The sequence below is a fragment of the Edaphobacter acidisoli genome, from assembly GCF_014642855.1.
GTDB classification, from domain to species: domain Bacteria; phylum Acidobacteriota; class Terriglobia; order Terriglobales; family Acidobacteriaceae; genus Edaphobacter; species Edaphobacter acidisoli.
On sequence record NZ_BMJB01000001.1, the window covers coordinates 1,671,526 to 1,693,567 of the forward strand.

Consider the following 22,042-nt stretch of genomic DNA (forward strand, 5'->3'; position numbering starts at 1 on the left):
CAAAGATTGCGAGGTTGCTTTGGCGTCATCTCCCCCACAGTTCCCAAGCCGCATCCACGAGCTCTCCCCTGAGGAGCAGTCCGTCTATCGCCAGCTCGACCCCGCGCGCCTTCCCAAACACATCGCCATCATCATGGACGGCAACGGCCGCTGGGCCGGCAAGCGCGCTCTCAAGCGCTTCCTCGGCCACCAGAAGGGCGCCGAATCCGTCCAGTACGTCGTCGAAACCGCCTCGCGCATCAACCTTCCCTGGCTCACCCTCTACGCCTTCTCACTTGAAAACAATCTGCGCCGCCCCAAGTCCGAAGTCAGCTTCCTGATGAAGCTGCTCAAGAGCTACCTCATCGGCAACGTCAAGCGGATGAACGACAACAACGTCCGCATGGCCTACATCGGCCGCACCCACGACCTCCCGCAGGAAGTCCAGGACACCATGCAGTGGGCGATGGAGTCCACCGCCAAAAACACCGGCACCACCCTCACGCTCGCGCTCAACTATGGCGCACGCACCGAGATCGTCGACGCCGTCCGCTCCATCCTGACCAACCTCGCCACCGACGCCCACACCCGCGGCTGCTCAATCGACGACCTGCTCGGCGCCGGCGCACTCGAAGCGCTCGACGAGTCCACCATCGCCCGCGCGCTCTACACGCGCGACATGCCCGACCCCGACCTCGTCATCCGCACCTCGGGCGAGCAGCGCATCTCCAACTTCCTCCTCTGGCAGATCGCCTACTCCGAGATCTTCATCACCGACCGCCTCTGGCCCGACTTCCGCGGCCTCCATCTGCTCGAAGCCATCAACGCCTACCAACATCGTGAGCGCCGTTTCGGCGGTCTCAGCGAGACCTTCACCGACGAGAACCTCAACACCCTCGAGCCCGCCGAGGAAGTCGCCGAAGAGATCAAAGACCACCTCACACCGCAGTCCGAATCCAAACCCGACCACGCACTCTCCCGCCGCTAGTCATCTTTGCAAACCAATCATGGTTATCATCCTTTTGCTAAGGGGGAGGAATTTGCTTTTCGATGCGGCCGACGCCCTTACGTTACCGTAAACGTTGTCATTCAAGGACTTTTTCCGGTTAAGAATGACAACTTTTCCGCCCTCTCTTTCGTCCTTGCGAACCAGAAGGAGAGTGCATCATGCACGCTACTATCCGTAAGCTATTCTGCTACTCCCTTGCCCTGGTCTTTCTGAACACCACCACGCTCCTCAAGGCACAGAGTACCGCTTCCACGGCTTCCTCACTCACACCTCCGCAAATCACCTCTGCCCATACCATCTTTCTCTCCAACGCTGGTGGCAGCACCTACTTCAACGCCTTCACCGGCGGACCCGACCGCGCCTACACCCAGCTTCTCGGCGCGCTCGAAAATTGGAACCGCTACCAGATCGTCCAATCCCCATCACAAGCAGACCTCATCTTCGAAATTCAAGGCATCGCTCCGGCCACGGCGTCGCCCGGCAACGACATCCCTGGAGGATGCAGTCCGCAACTTATCCTCCGTATCCGCGATCCGCAATCGAATGCCATTCTTTGGACCACCTCCGCGAACGTCCGAGCCAGCGGCTTGCAAAAATCGCGTGACAAAGGCTTCGACCAATCCATCGCTGTGCTCGTCGATCACGTCCGCCAGCTCACCGGCGAGCAGCTCAGTCCCACCGAGCAAGCTGCCGTCCGTTCCAACGCCAGCACATACTCAAAAGCAATGATCGGCCTGCTCGTAGCGGGGGCTGTGGGAGCCGTCATCATGGCTGTTGTCGGCATCCACCTCGTACACGAGCACCAGAACCAGACACTCACATCACCCACCCTGCCCACTTGCCCCACCGCACCCGCATGCCCCATCTAGCAACACCGCGGAAGCATCCAGACTCGGTACACAATTGGATGCTTCCGCGCAGGATTGATTTCCCGGTGTGGCGTCTTCTAAGCGCAGGTCTGTTTTAGAATGCCACTATGGCGTGTTGCGCCACGCTACAAATAGAGATTTAGCCACGCAACTACAGATCACTCTTATCCGCAGTCGAAGGCAATATGCTCCGAGGATAGGGGAGCATTCACCTGATGTTTGGCTACAACTTCGATGCCCCATCCGCTCAAGCCCACGGAGAAGTTCGTGAATCAGGAAGCAACCCGGTCCCCAAGATTTCACGAGCTTGACTCGATGCGCGGAATCGCAGCCATCATTGTTGTCTTTCATCACTATTGCCAAATGTTCTACCCGCAGATCATCAACGGAAATGGCCTCGCTGCGATCCTGCTCCATCCACTTGTGTCTGGCCGCGAATCCGTCATGCTGTTCTTCGTCCTGAGCGGATTTGTGCTCAGCCTGCCCTTTCTGCGGGGTGTCAACCAACCCTACCCACTGTTTTTGTCCCGCCGGGTCCTGCGGATCTACGGCCCCTACCTGGGAGCGCTCGCGCTTTCACTCGCCGGATGCGCAGTCTGGCACAACCAGTTCGGGACCACAGGCTGGGCCTCAGGCACCTGGTACCAGCAGGTCGATCTCCGCTCCGTCGTGCAGCACGTTCTGTTCATCGGCAGATACAACGACCAACAGTACAACACCGCCTTCTGGTCGCTGGTGCACGAAATGCGCATCTCGATCATCTTCCCCTTGCTCTTCTTGCTGGTAAACCGGACAAGGCGGTCCCTTGTCTTCCTGGTCATTATCCTCTGCGAGCTTGCCGGGAATATTCACCACTACCAGCAGGGCATGTACACCATCCAGTACGCGGGCATCTTCATGCTTGGTATCCTGCTCGCCAAACACCTCGACTCGATTCACCAATGGTTTTGCGCACGCAGCTTCATGCAGCGTGCTCTCTTCGCTCTCTTTGTGCTCGCCTTGTATCTGGGCGGAAGCCACGCAAGCGCCAACATGGGCAGTATCGTGATCTCCCTTGGCGCCGCGGGGCTAATGATCTTTGCACTGAATTCCACGGTGGTCCGCAATGCACTGCTGCACAGGACCCCGTCCTTTCTAGGTAAGATTTCCTACAGCCTCTACCTGGTACACGGAACTGTTCTGTTTGCCATGACAGCTATGCTGAAGAACAGGATCAGTCATCTGTCCTTCTTTCTCATCTACGTTCCTCTATCTATCCTGCTCTCCTGGATATTCTTCAAGTTGGTCGAAGCGCCGTTCACAACGATGAGCCGCAACGTTGGCAAAAAGCGTGTGACCCTGATCCCGGTGGCCACCGCATCCACAGACTGATTACCTCTCTCAACTGAAGTAGCGGCGCAGCACATTCGGTCAACCGCACCCACCTACTCTGGCACCTCATCTGCGTCCCAACCTGTATCCTGCTCAAGGCCATGAAACGAGTCATCACCGCAGTCATCCTCATCACCGCAGTCCTTGCCCTCATCTTCTTCGGCAAGCTCTGGATGCTCACCCTCTTCGCCGCCATCATCGCCGAGCTGGCCGCCTACGAATACCTCCAGCTCGCAGCCATCGGCGCTGAGACCAACGGCGCCAAGCTCCGCATCCCGTTTTGGTGGATGGCCATCGCCACCGCGCTCGCCTTCATCGTCACGCTGCCCAACTTCCCCGTCGAAGATCAGCTCCCCGTCCTCAGCGCGCTCACACTCGTTCTCTTCCTGTGGAATGGCTTCCGCGCTCCACTCAATCAGGTCCTGCCCGACACCGCACAAGGACTCTTCGGCCTCATCTACATCGCCTATCCACTCACGCTCATCCCGCTGCTCTGGAGCAAGGAGAACGGTCCCACACTCGTCCTCTTCCTCATGCTCTGCGTCTGGGTCGGCGACACCGCCGCACTCTACGTTGGCCGCGCCTTCGGCAAGCGCAAACTCGCCCCGCGCCTTAGCCCCGGCAAAACCTGGGCCGGCTCCCTCGCTTCCATCGCCGGCAGCGTCCTCATCGCCTTCGCACTCGCCGAAGCCGCCAGCGCACTCAACGCCCACGGCAGCGTCGTACTGCACATCTCCGAGCCACTCTGGCAGACACTCGTTCTCGCCGCCATCCTCAATATCGCCGCCCAACTCGGCGACCTGCTCGAATCAGCCATCAAGCGCGGAGCAGGCGTCAAAGACTCCGGCACCATGCTTCCCGGCCACGGAGGCATCCTCGACCGCATCGACGCCCTCCTCGTCGCCGCCCCAGTCCTCTGGTTCGCCCTGCTTCTCAAGGACTACTTCGGCCTCGGCCGCTTCTAATTCCGCAGTTTAAGTTTCTGTCGCCATTCAAAGAGTGCGAATCCGAAACCCGCTCTATCCGGAACGCGTCCAACCCAGCATGAGCGCCCAAACCCGCCGCGCCTTCCTCAGCTCCGCCATCGCCACCGCAGCAGCCATCGCGCTCAAGCCCACCCTCAACGCCAGCCCTCAGCGCGACGAGTTCCACGGCCCACCCTGGCGCCAGCCGGTCGCGTCGTCGAAAACCATCACCGTCGCCAACGCGACCATCCACATCGACCTCGCCCCCGGGACGTTCAACCTTCCCGAAGACGCCATCATCCGCTGGATCACCCGCGCAGCCCAGGCCGTCACCACCTACTACGGACGCTTCCCCGTTCCCTCCGCCCGCATCTACGTCCAGTCCACCCCCGGCAGCGGAGTCTTCGGCGGCACCACCTGGGGCAACGTCGGAGGCTCGCCCGCCTTCACCCGCATTCACGTCGGGCAAAACACCACACAAGCCGACCTCGACACCGACTGGATGATGACCCACGAGATCGTCCACTACGCCCTGCCCTCGCTGCCCGACGAAAACCACTGGCTCGAAGAAGGCATCGCCGTCTACGTCGAGCCCATCGCCCGCGTCCAGTCCGGCCAGCTCGCCGAAGCCGGCGTCTGGCACGACATGATCGAGAACATGCCGAAAGGTCAGCCCCGCGACGGCGACCTCGGCCTCGACAACACCCACACCTGGGGCCGCACCTACTGGGGCGGAGCCGGTTTCTGCCTCCTCGCCGACGTCACCCTCCGCAAGCAAACGCAAAACCGCACCGGCCTCCAGCAAGCGCTGCGAGCCATCCTCACGGCAGGCGGAAACATCTCGCAAAACTGGGATATCCTCCCCACACTCCAGGCCGCCGACAAAGCCACCGGCACCCAGGTCCTCACCACGCTCTACCAATCCATGAGCACGAAGCCAGTCCCCATCGACTTCACCACGCTCTGGCAACAACTAGGAGTCACTCCCACCAGCAACACCGTCACCTACAACCCCAAAGCCCCCCTCGCCAAAGTCCGCCAGTCCATCTTCGCCACCGCCTCATAGCCAGAAGCGTCGCCAACTATTCCACTGTCATCCTGAGCGCAGCGAAGGACCCCGGCGAACCCCAAACCCCACCCATACTGTCCAAATCCATTTCAGCCACAACATCCTGTCAACCCCCATAAAATCGCAACCAATTCAAAACAAACAAGTTATTCCCCGAAACCCTTGGCGCGAAGTTATCACCGGTCTGCTATAATTAAAAAAGAGAACAAAAGCCCCGGCCAATTCCGGGGCTTTTCTCTTGAGCAACCATAACCAATTTATATTCAACCACTTACCATAACCCATTTCAATGGAAGACTTTACCAGGTACCCCCAACATAACCCAAGCAGAATGAGCAGTTTGGTACTCAAGTACCAGGGGGAGGGGTACCCGCAAAAAGCACCACGCACCACCCCTAGCCTCTGAGAAAATAACCATCGTGAAGAAGATCGCAATCCTCGGCTCCACCGGCTCCATCGGCAACAGCACCCTCTCCATCTGCGAGTCATTCCCCGACCGCTACAAGCCCATCGCGCTCGCCGCCGGACGCAACATCGAAGCCGCGCTGGCGCAGGCAATCCGCTGGCGCCCCAAGCTCATCTCGATGGCGACTGAAGAACTCGCCGACACCCTCCGCACGCGCCTCCGCGCCGGAGGCATCACCTGCGTCGAAGTCGTCCACGGCACCGAAGGCACAGTTCAGGTCGCCACGCTGCCAGAAGTAGATTTCGTCGTCTCCGCCATCGTAGGCGTCGCCGGACTCGAAGCCACCTACGCCGCTGTCTGCGCGGGCAAAACCATCGGCCTCGCCAACAAAGAGTGCCTCGTCGCCGCCGGCGAGCTCATCATCGCCGCGGCCCGCGAGCGCAACGTTGCCCTGCTCCCCATCGACTCCGAGCACAACGCCATCCACCAGTGCATGCGCGGAGGCACCGCCGCCGAAGTCAAACAAATCTGGCTCACCGCCTCCGGAGGCCCGTTCCGCTCGACGCCCCTCAAAGACTTCAGCAACATCACGCCGCAGCAGGCCCTCAAGCACCCCACCTGGGTCATGGGTCAGCGCATCACCATCGATTCAGCCACCATGATGAACAAGGGCTTCGAGGTCATCGAAGCCTGCCGTCTCTTCAACCTGCCTCCCGCGCAGGTGCAGGTCACAGTCCATCCTCAGTCCACCGTCCACTCGCTGGTCGAGTTCGTCGACGGCAGCATCCTCGCGCAGATCTCTGTCACCGACATGCGCCTACCCATCCTCTACGCCCTGGCCTACCCGGAGCGTGTCGCAGTCGCCGAAAAAGATCGCCTCACCTTCGACCTCAAGACCCTCAGCCAACTGGACTTCTCGCAACCCGACTTCAACCGCTTCCCTTGCCTTCGCCTGGCCTACGAAGCAGCCGAAGCTGGAGGCAAAGCTCCCATCGCTCTCAATGCCGCCGACGAGATCGCCGTCGCCGCGTTCCTCGAAGGTCGTATCGCATTCATGGACATCCCACGTACAATAGAGCAAGTGCTCCAGGTAACTACCGGCCCCCGGCCCGCGTCTATCGTTGAGGTGCTCGAAGCTGATCTTGCCGCGCGTCAAGCAGCGCGCGAAGTGATTGCCACGCAGTTTGCCCCAGTCTCGCATTAGCGCGCCCAGCACCTACACACACGAGGTCTTCACTCCTATATGTCCACCGTCATCCAGCTAGCCATCGTCCTTGGGATCATGGTTCTGGTCCACGAATTCGGCCACTTCGTCGTGGCCAAACTCTGCGGCATCCGCGTCGAAGTCTTCTCCATCGGCTTCGGCAAGCGCCTCATCGGCTTCAAGCGCGGCGACACCGAGTACCAGATCGCCGTCGTCCCCCTCGGCGGCTACGTCAAAATGGCCGGAGAGATGGGGGGCGACGGCACCATGGCGCTCCCCGATAAGACCGAGACCGACGCGGACGATCGCGGCAACTTCAACACACACCCGCGCTGGCAACGCATGCTGGTCGCCTTTGCCGGCCCTATCGCCAACTTCCTGCTCGCCTTCGCTCTGATGATCGGCGTCTCCATGCTTCACAACGAGGTGCAGCAGTACCTGAGCGCACCCGCCCAGACCGACTACGTTCCCACCAACACGCAGGTCGCGCGCACCGGCATCGAGAGTGGCGACACCATCGTCCGCTACGACACCGTCAACAACCCCACCTGGGACCAGGTTGCCGTCCGCTCCATGCTCAACCTGAACCAGAGCATCGACTTCTCCTACGTCCACGACGGCAAACGGGTGAATACAAAGCTCTTCGTCGAAGACAAGAATGGCCCGGACAACTTCTCCCTCGATGAGCTTGGCCTGATCCCCATCATGCAGACCACGCCTGTCGAGGTTGACTCGCTCGAACCCAACATGCCGGCAATTCACGCCGGCCTCAAGTCCGGCGACAAGATCACCGCCATCGACGGCCTGCGCCTCCACTCGGTCCCGGCAATCCTCGCCTATCTCCAGGACCAGGCTGGCAAGCCAGCAACCCTGACCGTCCTGCGCACTGGACCGAACAAGACTGTCGAGACCGTCGACGTTAACATCACGCCGCAAATGGCCGATGCAGGAGATGGGACCAAAGAGTACCGTCTCGGTTTCAGCTATATTTCGCCGCCGGTCAAAGTCGAGCGGCTCCCTTTCGGCAAAGCAGTGGAAGCCTCGTGGAAGTTCAACAAGAAAGGCTCGCTCCTCATCGTCGAGGTCATCAAGCGCCTCTTCACCCGTCAGGTCTCGGTCAAGAGCCTCTCAAGCCCCATCGGCATCGGCCAGCAGATTCACCAGGCGGCCGAGATGCCCGGCTGGATGCCGCTCATCGGCCTGATGGCCTACATCTCGCTGAACCTCGGCATCTTCAATCTGTTGCCAATCCCGATCCTCGATGGCGGCATGATCATGTTCCTAGTCATTGAATCGATCATGCGCCGCGACGTCAACCAGCAGTTCAAGGAGCGTGTCTATCAGGTCGCCTTCGTCTGCCTGCTGGCCTTCTTCGCCTTCGTCATCTTCAACGACATCACCAAGCTCAGCTTCTTCACCAAAGTAAAGCCGTAAACAAAACCTGACCGCGGATTTCACGGATGAGCACGGATTGAGAACTACTTTATCCGTGCTCATCCGCGCAATCCGCGGTCGTGTTTTACGCCGTTGCGCGTAGCTCCGCAACAATCTCCGCCGCGGCCTTGCGCGCTTCATCTTCGCAATCCGGAGGAAAGCTGATCGCGCCCACACGCGCGTGACCGCCTCCACCATAGCGCTCGCAGATCACCGCAAGATTCACCAGCTTCTCCGCAGGCACCTTAGTCCACGGATTCGTGCCCACCGCAACCTTCGTCCTGAACGAAGACTTGCTCAGCCCTACGTTGTACACCGCATCCGGAAACAGATAGTACGGAATGAACTTGTTGTAGCCCTCGGTCGGCTGGTCCGTGATATCGAACGTAATCACGCCGCGATCCATCACCGCGCGCTGACGAATCAGGTCAAGCGCAGCCCAATGCCGCTCCATCAGCGGTCCCAGCAACTCCTGCACGAACGGCTGGTCGAGAACATCCTGCAAGCTCATCTCCGTCAGCAGCGGGATCAGCTTCGGCACCAGAGAATGGTCCTGCGCGCTCTCGATCACCATCGTCAGCTTCATCGCCGGAGCAGCCATCTCGACAGCAGCTTCGGCGCTCTCATACTTCGCACCGTCCACAATGTTCGCCCACTTCACCAGATCGGCCAGCGGCTTCACATCGAAGCCGAACTTCGCCGCCCCAACATCAGCAATCAGCCCGGTGCACGAGACATACTTCGGATCGAAAAACTTCCGCATCGCCGTCGAGCCATCCGCCTGCCCGCGCCGAAAGTCAGCCTCATCGGCAGGCGTCAAAAACGCGCTCTGGTGATGATCGAACCACCACGTCACCTTCGGCGAAGTCGAGTACTTGAAGTCAACAACCGCGTTCTCACCCTCGATAAACGCGTTCTCGTCAAACAACGCTCCCGCGCGATGCACGAGCCCATAAAAAGAGAACCTGTCCGCAGTCTTCACGCACTCCCGGTGAAACCGCGCAAACACCGAAGCCGAACACGCCCCATCGAAACACTTATCGTGATAAAAAACTCTGCACTCCAACGCCTGAGTCCTCGCTTTAGGAAAACACCAATGTAGATTGCCGCGAATCTCTAAGCATATTCGCCTGTTCATTCCTGTCAAGCAGCGACCCTCGATAGAAGATCATTCAGGGCTCAAAGCCGCCTGATAGCGCGCCTCCGACAGGTCGAGTTCGCGTTCCAGCTTGCGCAGCGTATCGTCGCCAATCCGTCCCTGGTCGCGCAACCCGATCAGCGTCCTGCGATACTCCATCGCTGCTTCGATCGACAACCGCCTCGCCTCTTGCTCTTCGTACCGGCGTGCTGTTCCCACAGTAAAACAGCCCACCCCACTCGTTCGTCAATCCGCGCAATGTCACAATGAAGACATGCCTACGCGAGAGAACCGTCTGCACCTGCTGCTGCTTCCTCTCGCTGCGTTTATCGTCGTCGTGCCGCTCATCGTCAACGGCTGCTCTTGCGGACACGACTTCGACTTCCACATCGTGAGCTGGCTCGAAGCCGCCCGCCAGTTTGCGCACGGCAACATGCATCCCCACTGGGCATTCACACCCGCATACAACGCAGGCGAGCCGCGCTTCGTCTTCTATCCTCCAATCTCGTGGACCATCGGAGCCCTGCTTGGCTTCGTCATGCCGTGGACGTGGACGCCGATCGTCTACACCTGGATCGCGCTGAGCGGCGCAGGCCTCGCTCTTTACTACTCCGCACGCGACTTCGCCTCCCATAACGCAGCACTGCTCGCCGCAGCGTTCTACATCGTCAACCCATACACGCTCTTCACCACATACGAGCGCACTGCCTACGCTGAACTCCTCGCAGCTGCGTGGATTCCGCTGCTTCTGCACGCCATCCTGCGCGAACGCATCACCATCCCTCGCATCGCCATCCCGGTCGCGCTGCTATGGCTTACCAACGCGCCAGCCGCGGTGATGGGCTGCTACGCGTTCGCATTGCTTGCGGTCACCCGCATCGCCATAAATCGGGCCGCTCCATTCATCCCGCAGCCATATCTCGACACAGGTGGGATCTCATCGCGTCAAGAAATATTCAACATTGCCGCCGGAGCCTCTCTCGGGCTGGGACTGGCAGCGTTCTTTATCGTTCCCGCAGCGTGGGAGCGACGATACGTCCAGATCAAGATGGCCGTAATCGATAACATGAGGGTCGAAAACAACTTCCTCTTTGGGCACACAGCAGACTCCGATCACGACCAGGTTTTATTCACCGCTTCGGTTGTCGCTCTTATCCTCATCGTCATCACCGCCGTTGCCCTTCTTATCGCCAGCAAGACAGCAAAATCCAGCATCCATCAGAATTCCTCATATTCCGTCTCTAGAGGAGTCATCGTCCCGCTCGCAATCCTCTCCGCTGTCATCGTCCTGCTGCTGACGCCCATCAGCACACCCATCTGGAACCACACGCCCGAGATGCGCTTCCTGCAATTCCCATGGCGTCTCCTTGCAATCCTTGCGACAGCCATGACCATCGCTATCGCCATCGCTTTATCTTCGCGCAGAATCAAGGCAGCTCCTGCCATCGCCCTCGTGCTCGCAACCGCGCTCAGCGCAGCCAACTACGCCGTCTTCCATCAATCCTGCGACGAAGAAGACACCGTCCAGGCGCGGCTTGCGCTCTTTCACTCCAATCGCGGTACTGACCCAACCGACGAATACACACCGATCACTGCCGACAACGACCCCCTCGCCGACTCCAACCCAGGCTGGTGGCTCACCAACGACCCCTCCATTGATGCACCTGCTAACTCCACACCCGGGCGAGCGCCCATGCACCTCGCGCTCAGCCTGCCAACCGCGCAGACGCTCATCCTGAACCTGCGCAACTATCCCGCATGGCACATCACAAACAATGGCAAGCCAGTCACGGAACGCGACGAGCGCGAGGACGGCCTTATCGCCATTCCGGTTCCGGCCGGCAACTCAATCATCGCCATCACCTACACACACTCCCTCGATCAGTCCATCGGCGATACCCTCACCGTGCTCAGCGTTCTCCTGCTTCTGCTCTCTCTCAGGAGACGAAAGATAGCTCCGATCTAAGCCCGGAAACTAGAGACTGCAAGCGGTACTCATTTATCATCAAGACCTGAATGCAACTCAACGTACAAGACCTGCTTCGCTCCGGCGCCGAGATCACCGATCAGGCCCTCGAACGCCTTCTGCCTTCGCCCGACACGCTCCCCCACTCCATCCATCGCGCCATGCGCCACAGCACCTTCGCTGGAGGCAAGCGCCTTCGCCCCATCCTTGCGATGGAGGCAGCCCGCATGACCGCTGGCACCGGAGAGATTCCCGCCGGAGCAGCCGACCTCGGCGCAGCCATCGAGATGCTGCACACCTACTCGCTCATCCACGATGACCTGCCCGCGCTCGACAACGACGACCTACGCCGCGGCAAGCCCACCTGCCACGTCGCCTTCGGCGAAGCCATCGCCATCCTCGCGGGCGACGCGCTCCAGACGCTCGCCTTCCAGACCATCGCCTCGCTTCCCACCCCGCCCGCCACAACGGTCGCCATTCTGCGCGAAATCTCACTCGCAGTCGGCACAGGCGTCGGCCCCAACAGCCCGCTACCCCCAGGAATGATCGGTGGACAGGTAGTCGATATCGAATCCGAAGGCAAGCAGCCCACCGCCGAGCTAGTGGAATCCATCCACCGCGCCAAAACCGGCGCTCTCATCACAACCAGCATCGTCTCAGGCGGGCTCTATGGCATAGCCTCTCACTCAGCCTCAGAAAACACCATCGAGCGCCTACGCACCTTTGGCGAAAAGGCCGGCCTCGCCTTCCAGATCGTCGACGACGTGCTCGACATGACCCAAAGCTCCGAGGAACTCGGCAAGACCGCCGGCAAGGACACCGCCAGCGTCAAAGCCACCTGGCCAGCCATCTATGGCATCGATCAATCCCGCAAAGACGCAGCCGAGCTCATCGCCGACGCCTTTGCCGCTCTCGAACCCTTCGGCCAGCAAGCAGATGCGCTCAAGGCCCTCGCCAACTACCTCGTCGAACGCAAGCACTAGGACTTGACAAAACCCACCTCGGGAACGCCCCCTCTTTTGCCGCCAGGGGCCAAAGTGCCCCATACCTAAGCCATCTCTTTGGAATACTTTAGTACTTAAGTACGGGGAGGGGGTACCCACCCGTATCATGAAGAAAGATGCTCACCGAAGCCGACATCCTGACCGCTTTACGCGACTGCTACGACCCGTCACTCCCCTGCAATATCGTGGACCTCGGCCTCGTCCAGAAGGTCACCATCACACTCGATAAAGACGCTCCCGGCACAGGAATTCCCGGAGTCCCCCAAAAGCACCGCATCCAGATCGCCCTCATCCTCACCAATCCCACAGAAGAAACCACTGCACAGCTCATCGCCCAGATCGAAAATCGTCTCGCGGGTCTCGAACAAGTAAGCCATGCATCCGTAACTGTGCTCGATCTTCCCCTGTGGACACCTGCGAGCATCACATCCGCAGGCCGTCGCATCCTCGGGCTCGATGGCAACCCCAGTCTCGTCCAGATTCGCTAACTATGCCACCGCGCAAACGCCCTCACGACCTGCTCAAAGCGACAGCTTTTCCGATCCACCCCTTCGACCAGATCCACGGCGTCGACACCAGCGGACTTGTCCCTTCCGGTCATCTCGCCACTGGTCACCCGAATGACGAACACATCACCGCGTACTATGGAGTCGCGCCCAGCATCCTACGCACACTCATCCAGAACTGGCGCGAAACTGTACCACCTCACCCTATTCACAGCTACACCTTCCTCGACATCGGATGCGGCAAGGGTCGCGCAGTGCTCATCGCCAGCGAGTTTGGTTTCCGCAAGGTGATCGGAGTCGATCTGAATCCACAGATGATTGCCATCGCGCAACTCAATACGCGTCACTGGGAGCAGGCTCACACCCACGACACAACTGCTCCGTCGCTAGCCCCTATTGAGATAGCCGAACAAGACGCGCTGGACTATACCTTCCCGCGTACTCCGACCCTCCTGTTCCTCTTTCACCCATTTGAAGCACCTGTGCTGAAGTCGCTCATTCGTCGCATTGAGACACAATTTGCCAAACGTCCTGGCACACTCGATCTCGTCTACGTCAACGCCGAATGCGCTCACCTGCTCGACAACCACCCTGCATTTGCACGGCTCTTTCGTGGCCATGTGGCTATGTCTCCCGAGGATCATGCCGCAGACCTCGAGGCCATCGCACAGCAAAAAGAGTATGGCTCAACCGGCGACGAAGAGTGCGCCATCTATCGTTACACGGGACGCGCATCAAAACCCCATTAGTCGCGCTGTCGACTCCAAAGCTCACTTCACACGCACATGAAACATCCGCTCGTCACCGCCAGCGTGCTCGATCTCAATCTCCCCGTCAGCGCGCTCCATTACACTGGAGAACTTCTCTCCCCATTCGACGAGTACAAGAGCGTCCGGCGTCTCCGCCATCTCATCGAGCCCCAAAGTCAGCAACTCGCGCTCCGTCTCCAGACGATAAAGGTCAAGATGATACAGTCGCGTCTTCGCGCCTACATATTCATGCACCAGCGTGAAGGTCGGACTCGTTACGTCTTCAGCTTGCGCCGCACCAAGAGAGGCAGCAATCCCCTTCACCAGTGTGGTCTTCCCTGCTCCCAGTTCACCGCGCAGCACAATCAGCTTCGGCGCAGGCGCAAGCATCTCAGCGACGCGTTCACCCATTGCCAAAGTACCAGATTCACTCCGTGTCTTAAAATGCTTTATCTTGCGAAAATCGCTCAAACTGCCTCCACCCAAATGATATTGCTTTGCGGGAACAACATTTAGTTATTGCCGCGCAATCCGCATATCCAGGTCAAACCATCAGCATCGACGCTTCTGTAGCGAAAAGCATCTGAGAGATATTTAACCGTATCTGTAGCAAGCACCGTGTGCTCATCCATCGCGTGTGCAGCGAAATCACCAGCCAATCCGTGCAGATAGACGGCTGATTCCACGGCCTGCGCAGGGTCATCAGGATACTGCGCCAGCATTGCCGCAACGATCCCAGTCAAAATGTCTCCGCTTCCGCCCTTTGCCATCGCAGGATTACCCGAGGTGTTTACAGCCACGCGACCATCGGGATGCGCAACCAGGGTCCTCCAGCCCTTCAACACAAGCGTCAATTGATGCTTCGTGGCAAAGCTTCGCGCAAGCCTCAACCTGTCCGCCTCTACCTCCTGCACGGTCATGCCAACTAGTCGCGCCATCTCACCTGGGTGTGGCGTCAGCACCAATGTTCGACGGGAGCCATCCAGCAGATTCGTTTTACCAGCAAGAGCATTCAGTGCATCGGCATCAACAACTATTGGCTGTGAGGTTTTCTCAATCATCTGCCGCGCAAACGCAGGCGCATCACCTTCTGTCGAAAGCCCTGGTCCAAGCGCCACCACAGTAATCCTCTTGAGGAGCGTATCAAGCTTTCCTCCATAAAGCTGTTTGAACGAGACTGCACCAAGTGCGCCTTCTGCCAGCGGCACGGTCATCAACTCGGGAGCAATGTGTGCAACAGTATCAAGTACCCCCGTCGGGACAGCGGCAGTCACCAACCCTGCGCCAGTACGAAGCGCAGCCAACGAAGCCATCGCTGGCGCACCTGCTTTGCCATAGCTTCCACCCACTACAAGCACATGGCCAAATCTACCCTTGTTTGCGTCCACGGGTCGCGGCGTTTCTGCCAGGCTCTTCGACGCCCCAGTCCAGGTCAAACGTGTTGACGACTCCACAGCCGTGGCTGGCGAGCCTATTTCAACAACGGCAACTGGGCCAGATGCATCGTATGTCAGGTGCCCAAAAACGTGCGCCAGTTTGGGGGCAGTAAAAGTCACGACAGCATCTGCGCGAAATGCTCCTTCATTGTGGAGCGCCATCGAATCAGCGTCCCATCCAGAGGGCAGGTCAACGGCTACTACTGGAGACGCCGTCTTTTCGAGTAGCGTGCGTAACGCAACCGCAAGGCCACGCAGCGGGGGTTTGAAACCCGTTCCCACGACCGCATCGATTACAAGCTCCGCGCCATCCAGAATACCTGTCAGGCCCGCTTCGTCCATCACCTCGACCAATGCAGTAGAGCCTCTACCCACGTCTGCAATGCCTGCGCCGACATGAGAGCTCCATGCCGCCCCGCCCACAGCTTCAAGCAGGCTAAGTGCTTCCGCGGCTTCCCCTTTTACCTCGTGCGCACGTCCCAGCAAGGCAACTCGCACGGTCTTTCCAGCACGCGCAAGTTCCCGTGCAGCAATGAAACCGTCTCCCCCATTGTTACCTTTGCCACAAAGGACAACGACGCGACGCGCCCAAGGATATTGACGCAAACAAAACTTCGCTACAGCAGTGCCGGCCCTTTCCATCAACGAGCCAAGCGACACACCAAATTCCGAGGCTGTACGCCTGTCCGTCGCAGCCATCTCAGCAGACGTCAGAATCTTCATCGATACCTTCTATGCCGTCCCACCCGGACCGACGCTAAAACAAAACAATACACCAAGTGCGGATGCGCAACATACATTCGCGGGCAGATTCAGAATTTTGATTGATTGTGTGAAACCAGTTCTGCAACTATTTGGTCGAATTACTCAGATGCTCCAATTGAGCCGGTTTCAACGGATGGCTCTGGCTTGGTGCCAAAATAGCTCTTGTCCCAGAGTGCCTGGTAGAACTCTCCTGTCAGAGAGGCGGCTTTGGGCCCGAACGTAGGCCGTCCTCCTTCGAGGAAGAAGACCGTCACAATTGGTCCACGTGGCGTGTCAGCATATGACCCGAACCACCCGAAACGCGTCCCGTCGTCCGAACAGGTACCAGTCTTCCCCATCACAGGAAACTCACTGAAGTTAGCCTTCAGTGAACGCGCCGTGCCATATTGCACTGCACCAGCCATGCCATCCTCGATCTCCGGGATCAGCGGCGCAATGTTCAGCTTGCGCTTCACCATCGGAGTAAAGGAAGCGATGTCTTCCGGCGTTTCAGGATGCTGCAAATAATAGAGCGTACCGCCATTAGCGATCGCGGAGATCAGCGCACCCAATTGCAATGGCGTCATCGACACGCTCTGACCGAATGAGCACATCTTACCTACGCCACCTTCTGATGCCGGCAACACCTGGTCGGGATACGTGCCCAGATGCTCCCCAGGAATGTGATATCCAGCCAATTCGCCAAGGCCAAATTCATTCGCGTAATGCTTCACGCGATCGAAGCCAAGCTCACGTCCCAGCGTCTCGAAATAAAGATTGTTCGAGTGCGCGAGTGCCTCTGTCATCGTCATGCTGAAGCGTCGCCCCAGCTTCACCGGAGTGTCGCGTGTAACGATCCCCTCTTCTAGCGCCGCCAACGCAACGGAGAGCTTAATCGTAGAACAAGGTTCGGCGCCACGGCTGAGGGCAAGCTTCTGATTCACCATTGCGAGAATGCGACCGTTCGTCGGATCAATCGCGACTACGGTGCCGTTCATGTTGCCTAGAGCCTGAATAGCAGCTTGACGAACAACTGGATCTTCACCTGCAGTCACATCGCCCTGAATCAGGTTGCTTGCGTCAATAAAAGAACTGGCCGTAAAGATTTCACGGTAGCGATAACGCCGATGATAGTGACTGTAGGTATAACGCGCACGCACGAGATGCGCCCCGTGTCTGGTCCGTACTGAGGACACGCGACGGGTTGTTCTCGTGGTGACGTGGTGCGTAGTGCTTATCTTGTGCGAGTGTGTAGCAGCGCTTGTATGTCTGCGTACTGAAATATGTGCGGTTGTAGCGGCATGGTGCTTCTTTGCCGTTGTCGTTGCGCCCGCATCCACTCCAGCACCCAAAACAAGGCCGAAGAGGATTGCGCCTGCCAGCTTCATCATCTTTAACATCGGCAATTCCTCTTTACTACTTACTGAGACAGCAATCAACCTGCCATTCGCCCGAAAAAGCTCCAGCGAAACAATATTTATTCAACTACACTCCACTCCATGCCGCTGTGCCTCTTTGGTGCTATCCGGCGTAAACCACTTTCATCACATCAATTTCCACGCCGCAAAAATGCCGGAATATCCAACTCATCGGGTTCTTCACGCACCACCTCTGCAGCCGCCGACCCATTGTGCGAAGCTACACGAACCGCAGCCTCGTCAACAGGAGTAGACACTGTTGCGCCCCATGTCTCCGCCGATTGGACGCGGACAGATGTACCCTGGTGAGCCCGCTCCTCCATTCGTGGCGTATCTTCCTCTTCGAGATCGAACTCCGGAAGCTGCTTGTTGTCGCGAAAAAAATCATCGTCGAAGACAGAGGCCGGAACGGGAACAAGCTCGGGTTGAATACTCGTCTCGGGTAAATGTGCTGGAACCGTTTGAGATTCGGCTTCGCTGGCAAACCTGGGCGACGATGCTCTCTGATTCGTGACTCGCGGCTGTACAGGCACCTCGAAGCGCACTGTCGGCAAAGTGGCCTCAGCAAGCATTCTCTCGCGCCGCTGTGGCATCTCTTGTTGCTTGAAGCCGGTCGCAATTACAGTGATCTTCACCTCGTCGCCCATCGACTCATCCTGAACCGCGCCGAAGATGATGTTGGCATCTTCATGGGCTGCGTTCTGAATGATCGTCGAAGCTTCATTTACTTCGCTTAGCTTCAATGAGCTTGACCCTGTAATGTTGATCAGAATTCCGCGCGCTCCATCAATCGCGCCAGCTTCCAGCAAAGGCGATGCCATTGCTGCCATTGCTGCCTGCACAGCACGGTCTTTGCCGGAGCGCACAGACGTACCCATCACCGCATAGCCCATGCCCGCCATCGTCGTCTTCACGTCGGCAAAGTCGCGGTTGATGACGCCAGGAATCGTAATGATGTCCGAAATTCCCTGCACGCCCTGTCGCAGCACATCGTCCGCAATTCGGAAGCTCTCGAAGAACCCAGCATCTTTCGCAACAGCCAGCAGCTTTTCGTTAGGAATCACAATCACCGTATCAACGGAGTCTAGTAACTCCTGCAAGCCGCGCTCGGCCTGCATCATTCGGCGCTTACCTTCAAACGCAAATGGACGCGTTACTACGGCTACGGTCAGAGCACCCATCTCGCTAGCGAGCGAAGCGATCACCGGAGCTGCACCTGTTCCCGTTCCACCGCCAAGGCCCGCTGTCACAAATACCATGTCCGCGCCTTCAAGAGCCTCAATAATCTTGTCCGAATCTTCAAGCGCGGCCCGCCGCCCTACGTCTGGGTTCGCTCCGGCGCCAAGACCGCTGGTCAGCTTCACCCCAAGCTGTAATTTCACCGGAGCGTTTGACACTTGAAGCGCCTGTACGTCGGTGTTGGCTGCAATAAATTCCACGCCGACTACGTTGGCTGCAATCATGCGGTTCACAGCGTTGTTTCCGCCACCGCCAACGCCAATGACCTTGATCTTCGCCCCTTGGGGAACCTCATCGTGATAGTGGATGCGAATGGCGTCGTCGGGCAGATTAGGCATGTATTCAATACTCCTTATTGGATTTAATTCTCCCATCCTCTACCCAAAGTAATGCCCCTGTTTTTCCACCATCCGAACCACAGATGGTTCAGTACTCCCAGAGATTCAATACCTTCCCATTTGTCTAAAGTGCCAATGCATAATTCCTTGCACGTATCTCTCCAAAAAATTAAGCTTTTCCGCGCTATGTTTGTGCTAAAAAGACAGTTACCAATTTGGGCTCTGCCTCCGACAGTCGAGTTCTTTTGCAAGCAGAGCCTCCAGTTATCAAAGTTCAGGTGTCCCGCAACGTGTGAGGCCCCAAATGAAAGTCCCTTCCACTCAGCTTCTTCTTTCCCTTGGCATACTCTTCCTCGCTTCACTTCCTTGCTTCGCACAATGCCCGTCTTCACCAACGATCAGTCAAATACAAGGCAACAAACTTACCACGGCTGCGGTTATTTCGCCCTGTGCCGGGCAGACCGTAACAACCTCGGGCATTGTCACCGCCATCACTCCCACCGGCTTCTTTATCCAAACGCCCGATCCGAGCCCACACCCAACTGAAGGCATCTACATCAACATCGGCGTGGCGGCGACGGCTCCAGTTGTCATCGGCAACAACCTTCAGGTCACAGGCGTCGTCTCCACCGTTCCCCTGACAACACAAAGCCACATCCCCGGAACGGAAATCACTGTTGATCCCACCTCGGGCATCAACCTCATCAGCGGAAATAATCCGCTACCCGCGCCCATCGTACTCACATCAGCCAATCTTTCCTCCACTGGCAGCATCTACCAGCTCACGCCTTATGAAGGAATGCGTGTCGCCTTCAGCTCGCTCACGGCCGTCTCTGGCACCGGTGGCACGCTCGATGAGGCCTCCGAGACCTACACCTCCAACGGCCAGTTCTACGCCGTCCTCACCACATCTGGCTCCACTGTCCGCCCGTTCCGCGGGCCCGGTATCGACGTACGCGATTCCCCCGTCCCCGGCGCCCCATCCGGAGTCGCTCAATTCGACGACAATCCCCAGCGCATCCTCGTCGACTCCGGCACACCAGTAGGAGGCACTCCCATCGATCTGGCATCCGGAACGAACCTTAATGGCCCCTCTGGCGTACTCGACTTCACTAGCAGTTATGACAACACCTACACACCCGCGCGGCTGCTCCTCGATCCCTCTTGGGGTAGAACGAACGTTGATCCATCCACGGCCTTGACCATCCAACCCGTGACAGCGGCAACATCAAGCCAGTTCACTGTTGCCTCCTTCAACATCGACCGCTTCTATAACACAAGCTCCTCCGACGACATCTACTATGTTCCGCCAAAAGTTGTCGCCAATAATGGGACCACCTCTACTGGTGCAACTTTCACCACCACCGCCGTCGACGTCAGCTCTGCAGCCTACACTCGCCGCGTACAGAAGACCGCGCTCGCTATTTGCAACATCCTCAAGACACCCGACATCATTGCGCTCGAAGGAATCGAAAACCAAAGCGTCGCCAACGACGTCGCTACGCAAGTCAACACTACCTGCTCCGTATCCTACGCCGCGTTCGGCACCGACAATATCAACACCTACACGCTCGACAACACCGGCATCTCCGTAGGCTTTCTCATCAAGAATTCCACCGTCGATGAGCTCAACTTCTTCCAGGGGGGAGGCTGTGCGGCCTACACCAACCCGCCGACTGGCTGCGAAACCTTCACGCCTACCACAGGCAGCGCCACGCCAATCACGAGCAACGACCGGCCATGGCTCATTCTCACTGCTGGCATCAAGCGCCCCAATGCCAAGGACTATCCTATCGTCGTCATCGTCAACGATCTCGCCGATATGACCGGAGAAAATAGCACAACGAGCACAGCAGTACGGCAAAAGAAAGAGCAGCAAGCCGAAGAGGTGTCCACATACATCCAGACCCTTCAGGCCAATGGCCAGCATGTCATCTCCGTCGGCAACTTCAATGCCTTCGAGTTCTCCGACGGCTACACCGACACACTCGCCACCTACACGAATAACAACGTCCTGCCATCCAATCAGGTTGTCGAGCCGGGCAAGTCAGGAATCACCACTCCTCCGCTCACCGACATGACCTTGCAGCTGCCTGACACCCCGCCGGACCCGCGATGGTCCTACGTCGATAACGGCAACGCCGAAGCTATCGAACACTTCGTCATCACTTCCGACCTCGTGTCAACTTCGCAATTCAGCTACGTGCATTTCAACGCGGATTTTCCTGCGGTTGATTTGAACGATGCGACCATAGCCACTCGTGTCTCCAGTCATGATGCGGCCATCGGTTACTTTGCTATTCCCGCGCCCGTACTGGGAGTCTTTCTCTCACCCAACACGGCCGCCTTCGGCAATGTCACCGTTGGCACATCGTCATCCGCTCAAGCATTTACCTTGACCAATATCGGCGAAGGCCCGGTAACCATCAACAGCATAGCCGCCAGCGGTGACTTCTCCGAGACCAACAACTGCCCAGTCGCTCCAACCACTCTCGCGCTCAACGCAAGCTGCACGATCAACGTTGTCTTCAAGCCAACAGTTGCTGGTCCGCGCACCGGCACGCTCTCTGCTCTAACGAATGCGGGCACATCCGCAGCAACAGCCTCACTCAGCGGCGTCGGAGCTGGGTTCACTCTCACCGACTCTCAAGGCAATACCAGCACGACAGTCACCACCGCGGCCGGATCAACCGGAACATCCACGCTGGTCTTCACTCCCTTTGGCAATTTCAGTGGGACCATCTCAACCACCTGCACCGCGCAAGGCACCGCGCCTACAGGAGTCACCTGCACCGCGCCTCAAAGCTTCGCTCTCTCAGGCACAGCAGCCGTCAATCAGAGTGTTTCTTTTTCCACTACATCGCGCATCCTCGCAAGTGGTCTCGCACTCGGATCCTCACGCTCACCCTGGTCTGCGGCGCTTGTCCTCGCATTGGCTGGCCTGCTGATGCTGCTCGCCGGACGCACTCGCCGCCTGGCCCGCATCAGCGGACTGCTCGTCCTTCTGCTAGCCATCTTCATCCCCGCAATCGGGTGCTCCGGTGGAGGCGGCCCTCACAACAATCCCAACGGCACCCCCGCCGGAAGCTACACCTACGCGGTTACAGCAACCAGCGGCAGCATCAGCGCAACCGAGACCGTAACACTCGTCGTACAGTAACCAGCTTGTTGTCTTAAGAAAGTGACTTGCATCCGCAC

At 58.3% G+C, this 22,042-nt stretch carries 18 protein-coding genes; 12 read left to right on the plus strand and 6 right to left on the minus strand.

The window, feature by feature from the left end; translation table 11 throughout:
• The first annotated feature begins 19 nt into the window (after positions 1-19).
• The 7 genes from uppS (at position 20) to rseP (ending at position 8,306) form a co-directional block, all read left to right on the plus strand.
• Positions 20-967 carry an undecaprenyl pyrophosphate synthase gene (gene uppS, locus IEX36_RS06795; RefSeq protein WP_229668771.1) on the plus strand — a complete coding sequence of 316 codons (948 nt, stop codon included), beginning with the start codon at positions 20-22 and terminating at the stop codon, positions 965-967.
• A 179-nt stretch (positions 968-1,146) separates the two neighbouring features.
• Complete coding sequence (locus IEX36_RS06800) at positions 1,147-1,857, plus strand: hypothetical protein (protein WP_188758499.1); 711 nt, start codon at positions 1,147-1,149, stop codon at positions 1,855-1,857.
• A 234-nt stretch (positions 1,858-2,091) separates the two neighbouring features.
• Positions 2,092-3,228 carry an acyltransferase family protein gene (locus IEX36_RS06805; protein ID WP_263364948.1) on the plus strand — a complete coding sequence of 379 codons (1,137 nt, stop codon included), beginning with the start codon at positions 2,092-2,094 and terminating at the stop codon, positions 3,226-3,228.
• Between the two features lie 101 nt (positions 3,229-3,329).
• Positions 3,330-4,193: a phosphatidate cytidylyltransferase gene (locus tag IEX36_RS06810; protein ID WP_188758501.1), complete on the plus strand. Its 864-nt coding sequence runs from the start codon at positions 3,330-3,332 to the stop codon at positions 4,191-4,193.
• A gap of 79 nt (positions 4,194-4,272) precedes the next feature.
• Positions 4,273-5,259 (plus strand): hypothetical protein, encoded by a 987-nt coding sequence (locus IEX36_RS06815; RefSeq protein ID WP_188758502.1) that lies wholly within the window; start codon positions 4,273-4,275, stop codon positions 5,257-5,259.
• Positions 5,260-5,681: 422 nt separating this feature from the next.
• Complete coding sequence (locus tag IEX36_RS06820) at positions 5,682-6,872, plus strand: 1-deoxy-D-xylulose-5-phosphate reductoisomerase (RefSeq protein ID WP_188758503.1); 1,191 nt, start codon at positions 5,682-5,684, stop codon at positions 6,870-6,872.
• A gap of 39 nt (positions 6,873-6,911) precedes the next feature.
• Positions 6,912-8,306 (plus strand): RIP metalloprotease RseP, encoded by a 1,395-nt coding sequence (rseP, locus tag IEX36_RS06825; RefSeq protein ID WP_188758504.1) that lies wholly within the window; start codon positions 6,912-6,914, stop codon positions 8,304-8,306.
• A gap of 85 nt (positions 8,307-8,391) precedes the next feature.
• Here rseP and IEX36_RS06830 read toward each other — a convergent pair whose 3' ends face one another.
• Positions 8,392-9,372 (minus strand): DHH family phosphoesterase, encoded by a 981-nt coding sequence (locus IEX36_RS06830; protein WP_188758505.1) that lies wholly within the window; start codon positions 9,370-9,372, stop codon positions 8,392-8,394.
• Between the two features lie 102 nt (positions 9,373-9,474).
• Positions 9,475-9,621, minus strand: a complete 147-nt coding sequence (locus tag IEX36_RS06835) for a hypothetical protein (protein WP_188758506.1) — start codon at positions 9,619-9,621, stop codon at positions 9,475-9,477.
• 97 nt (positions 9,622-9,718) lie between these two features.
• Between IEX36_RS06835 and IEX36_RS06840 the strand changes: the two genes are divergently transcribed.
• From IEX36_RS06840 to IEX36_RS06855, 4 genes are all read left to right on the plus strand, one after another.
• Positions 9,719-11,410 carry a putative glycosyltransferase family protein gene (locus tag IEX36_RS06840; RefSeq protein WP_188758507.1) on the plus strand — a complete coding sequence of 564 codons (1,692 nt, stop codon included), beginning with the start codon at positions 9,719-9,721 and terminating at the stop codon, positions 11,408-11,410.
• Between the two features lie 50 nt (positions 11,411-11,460).
• Positions 11,461-12,393: a polyprenyl synthetase family protein gene (locus IEX36_RS06845; RefSeq protein WP_188758508.1), complete on the plus strand. Its 933-nt coding sequence runs from the start codon at positions 11,461-11,463 to the stop codon at positions 12,391-12,393.
• Between the two features lie 137 nt (positions 12,394-12,530).
• The gene (locus tag IEX36_RS06850; protein ID WP_188758509.1) at positions 12,531-12,902 is read left to right on the plus strand and encodes a metal-sulfur cluster assembly factor; all 372 of its coding nucleotides are present in this window, start codon (positions 12,531-12,533) and stop codon (positions 12,900-12,902) included.
• Between the two features lie 2 nt (positions 12,903-12,904).
• Positions 12,905-13,669: a class I SAM-dependent methyltransferase gene (locus IEX36_RS06855; protein WP_188758510.1), complete on the plus strand. Its 765-nt coding sequence runs from the start codon at positions 12,905-12,907 to the stop codon at positions 13,667-13,669.
• A gap of 21 nt (positions 13,670-13,690) precedes the next feature.
• Here IEX36_RS06855 and tsaE read toward each other — a convergent pair whose 3' ends face one another.
• The 4 genes from tsaE to ftsZ form a co-directional block, all read right to left on the minus strand.
• Entirely contained in the window at positions 13,691-14,140 is a 450-nt protein-coding gene (tsaE, locus tag IEX36_RS06860) for a tRNA (adenosine(37)-N6)-threonylcarbamoyltransferase complex ATPase subunit type 1 TsaE (protein ID WP_188758511.1), read from the minus strand.
• A gap of 41 nt (positions 14,141-14,181) precedes the next feature.
• Positions 14,182-15,828 (minus strand): NAD(P)H-hydrate dehydratase, encoded by a 1,647-nt coding sequence (locus IEX36_RS06865; RefSeq protein WP_188758512.1) that lies wholly within the window; start codon positions 15,826-15,828, stop codon positions 14,182-14,184.
• A 140-nt stretch (positions 15,829-15,968) separates the two neighbouring features.
• Positions 15,969-17,249, minus strand: coding sequence for a penicillin-binding transpeptidase domain-containing protein (locus IEX36_RS06870; RefSeq protein ID WP_373283032.1), 1,281 nt, complete (start codon positions 17,247-17,249; stop codon positions 15,969-15,971).
• 149 nt (positions 17,250-17,398) lie between these two features.
• Positions 17,399-18,844: a cell division protein FtsZ gene (gene ftsZ / locus IEX36_RS06875; protein WP_188758513.1), complete on the minus strand. Its 1,446-nt coding sequence runs from the start codon at positions 18,842-18,844 to the stop codon at positions 17,399-17,401.
• Between the two features lie 304 nt (positions 18,845-19,148).
• Here ftsZ and IEX36_RS06880 point away from each other — a divergent pair, with 304 nt between their 5' ends.
• Complete coding sequence (locus IEX36_RS06880) at positions 19,149-22,004, plus strand: lipo-invert putative C-terminal anchoring domain-containing protein (RefSeq protein WP_188758514.1); 2,856 nt, start codon at positions 19,149-19,151, stop codon at positions 22,002-22,004.
• The last annotated feature ends 38 nt before the right edge of the window (positions 22,005-22,042 follow it).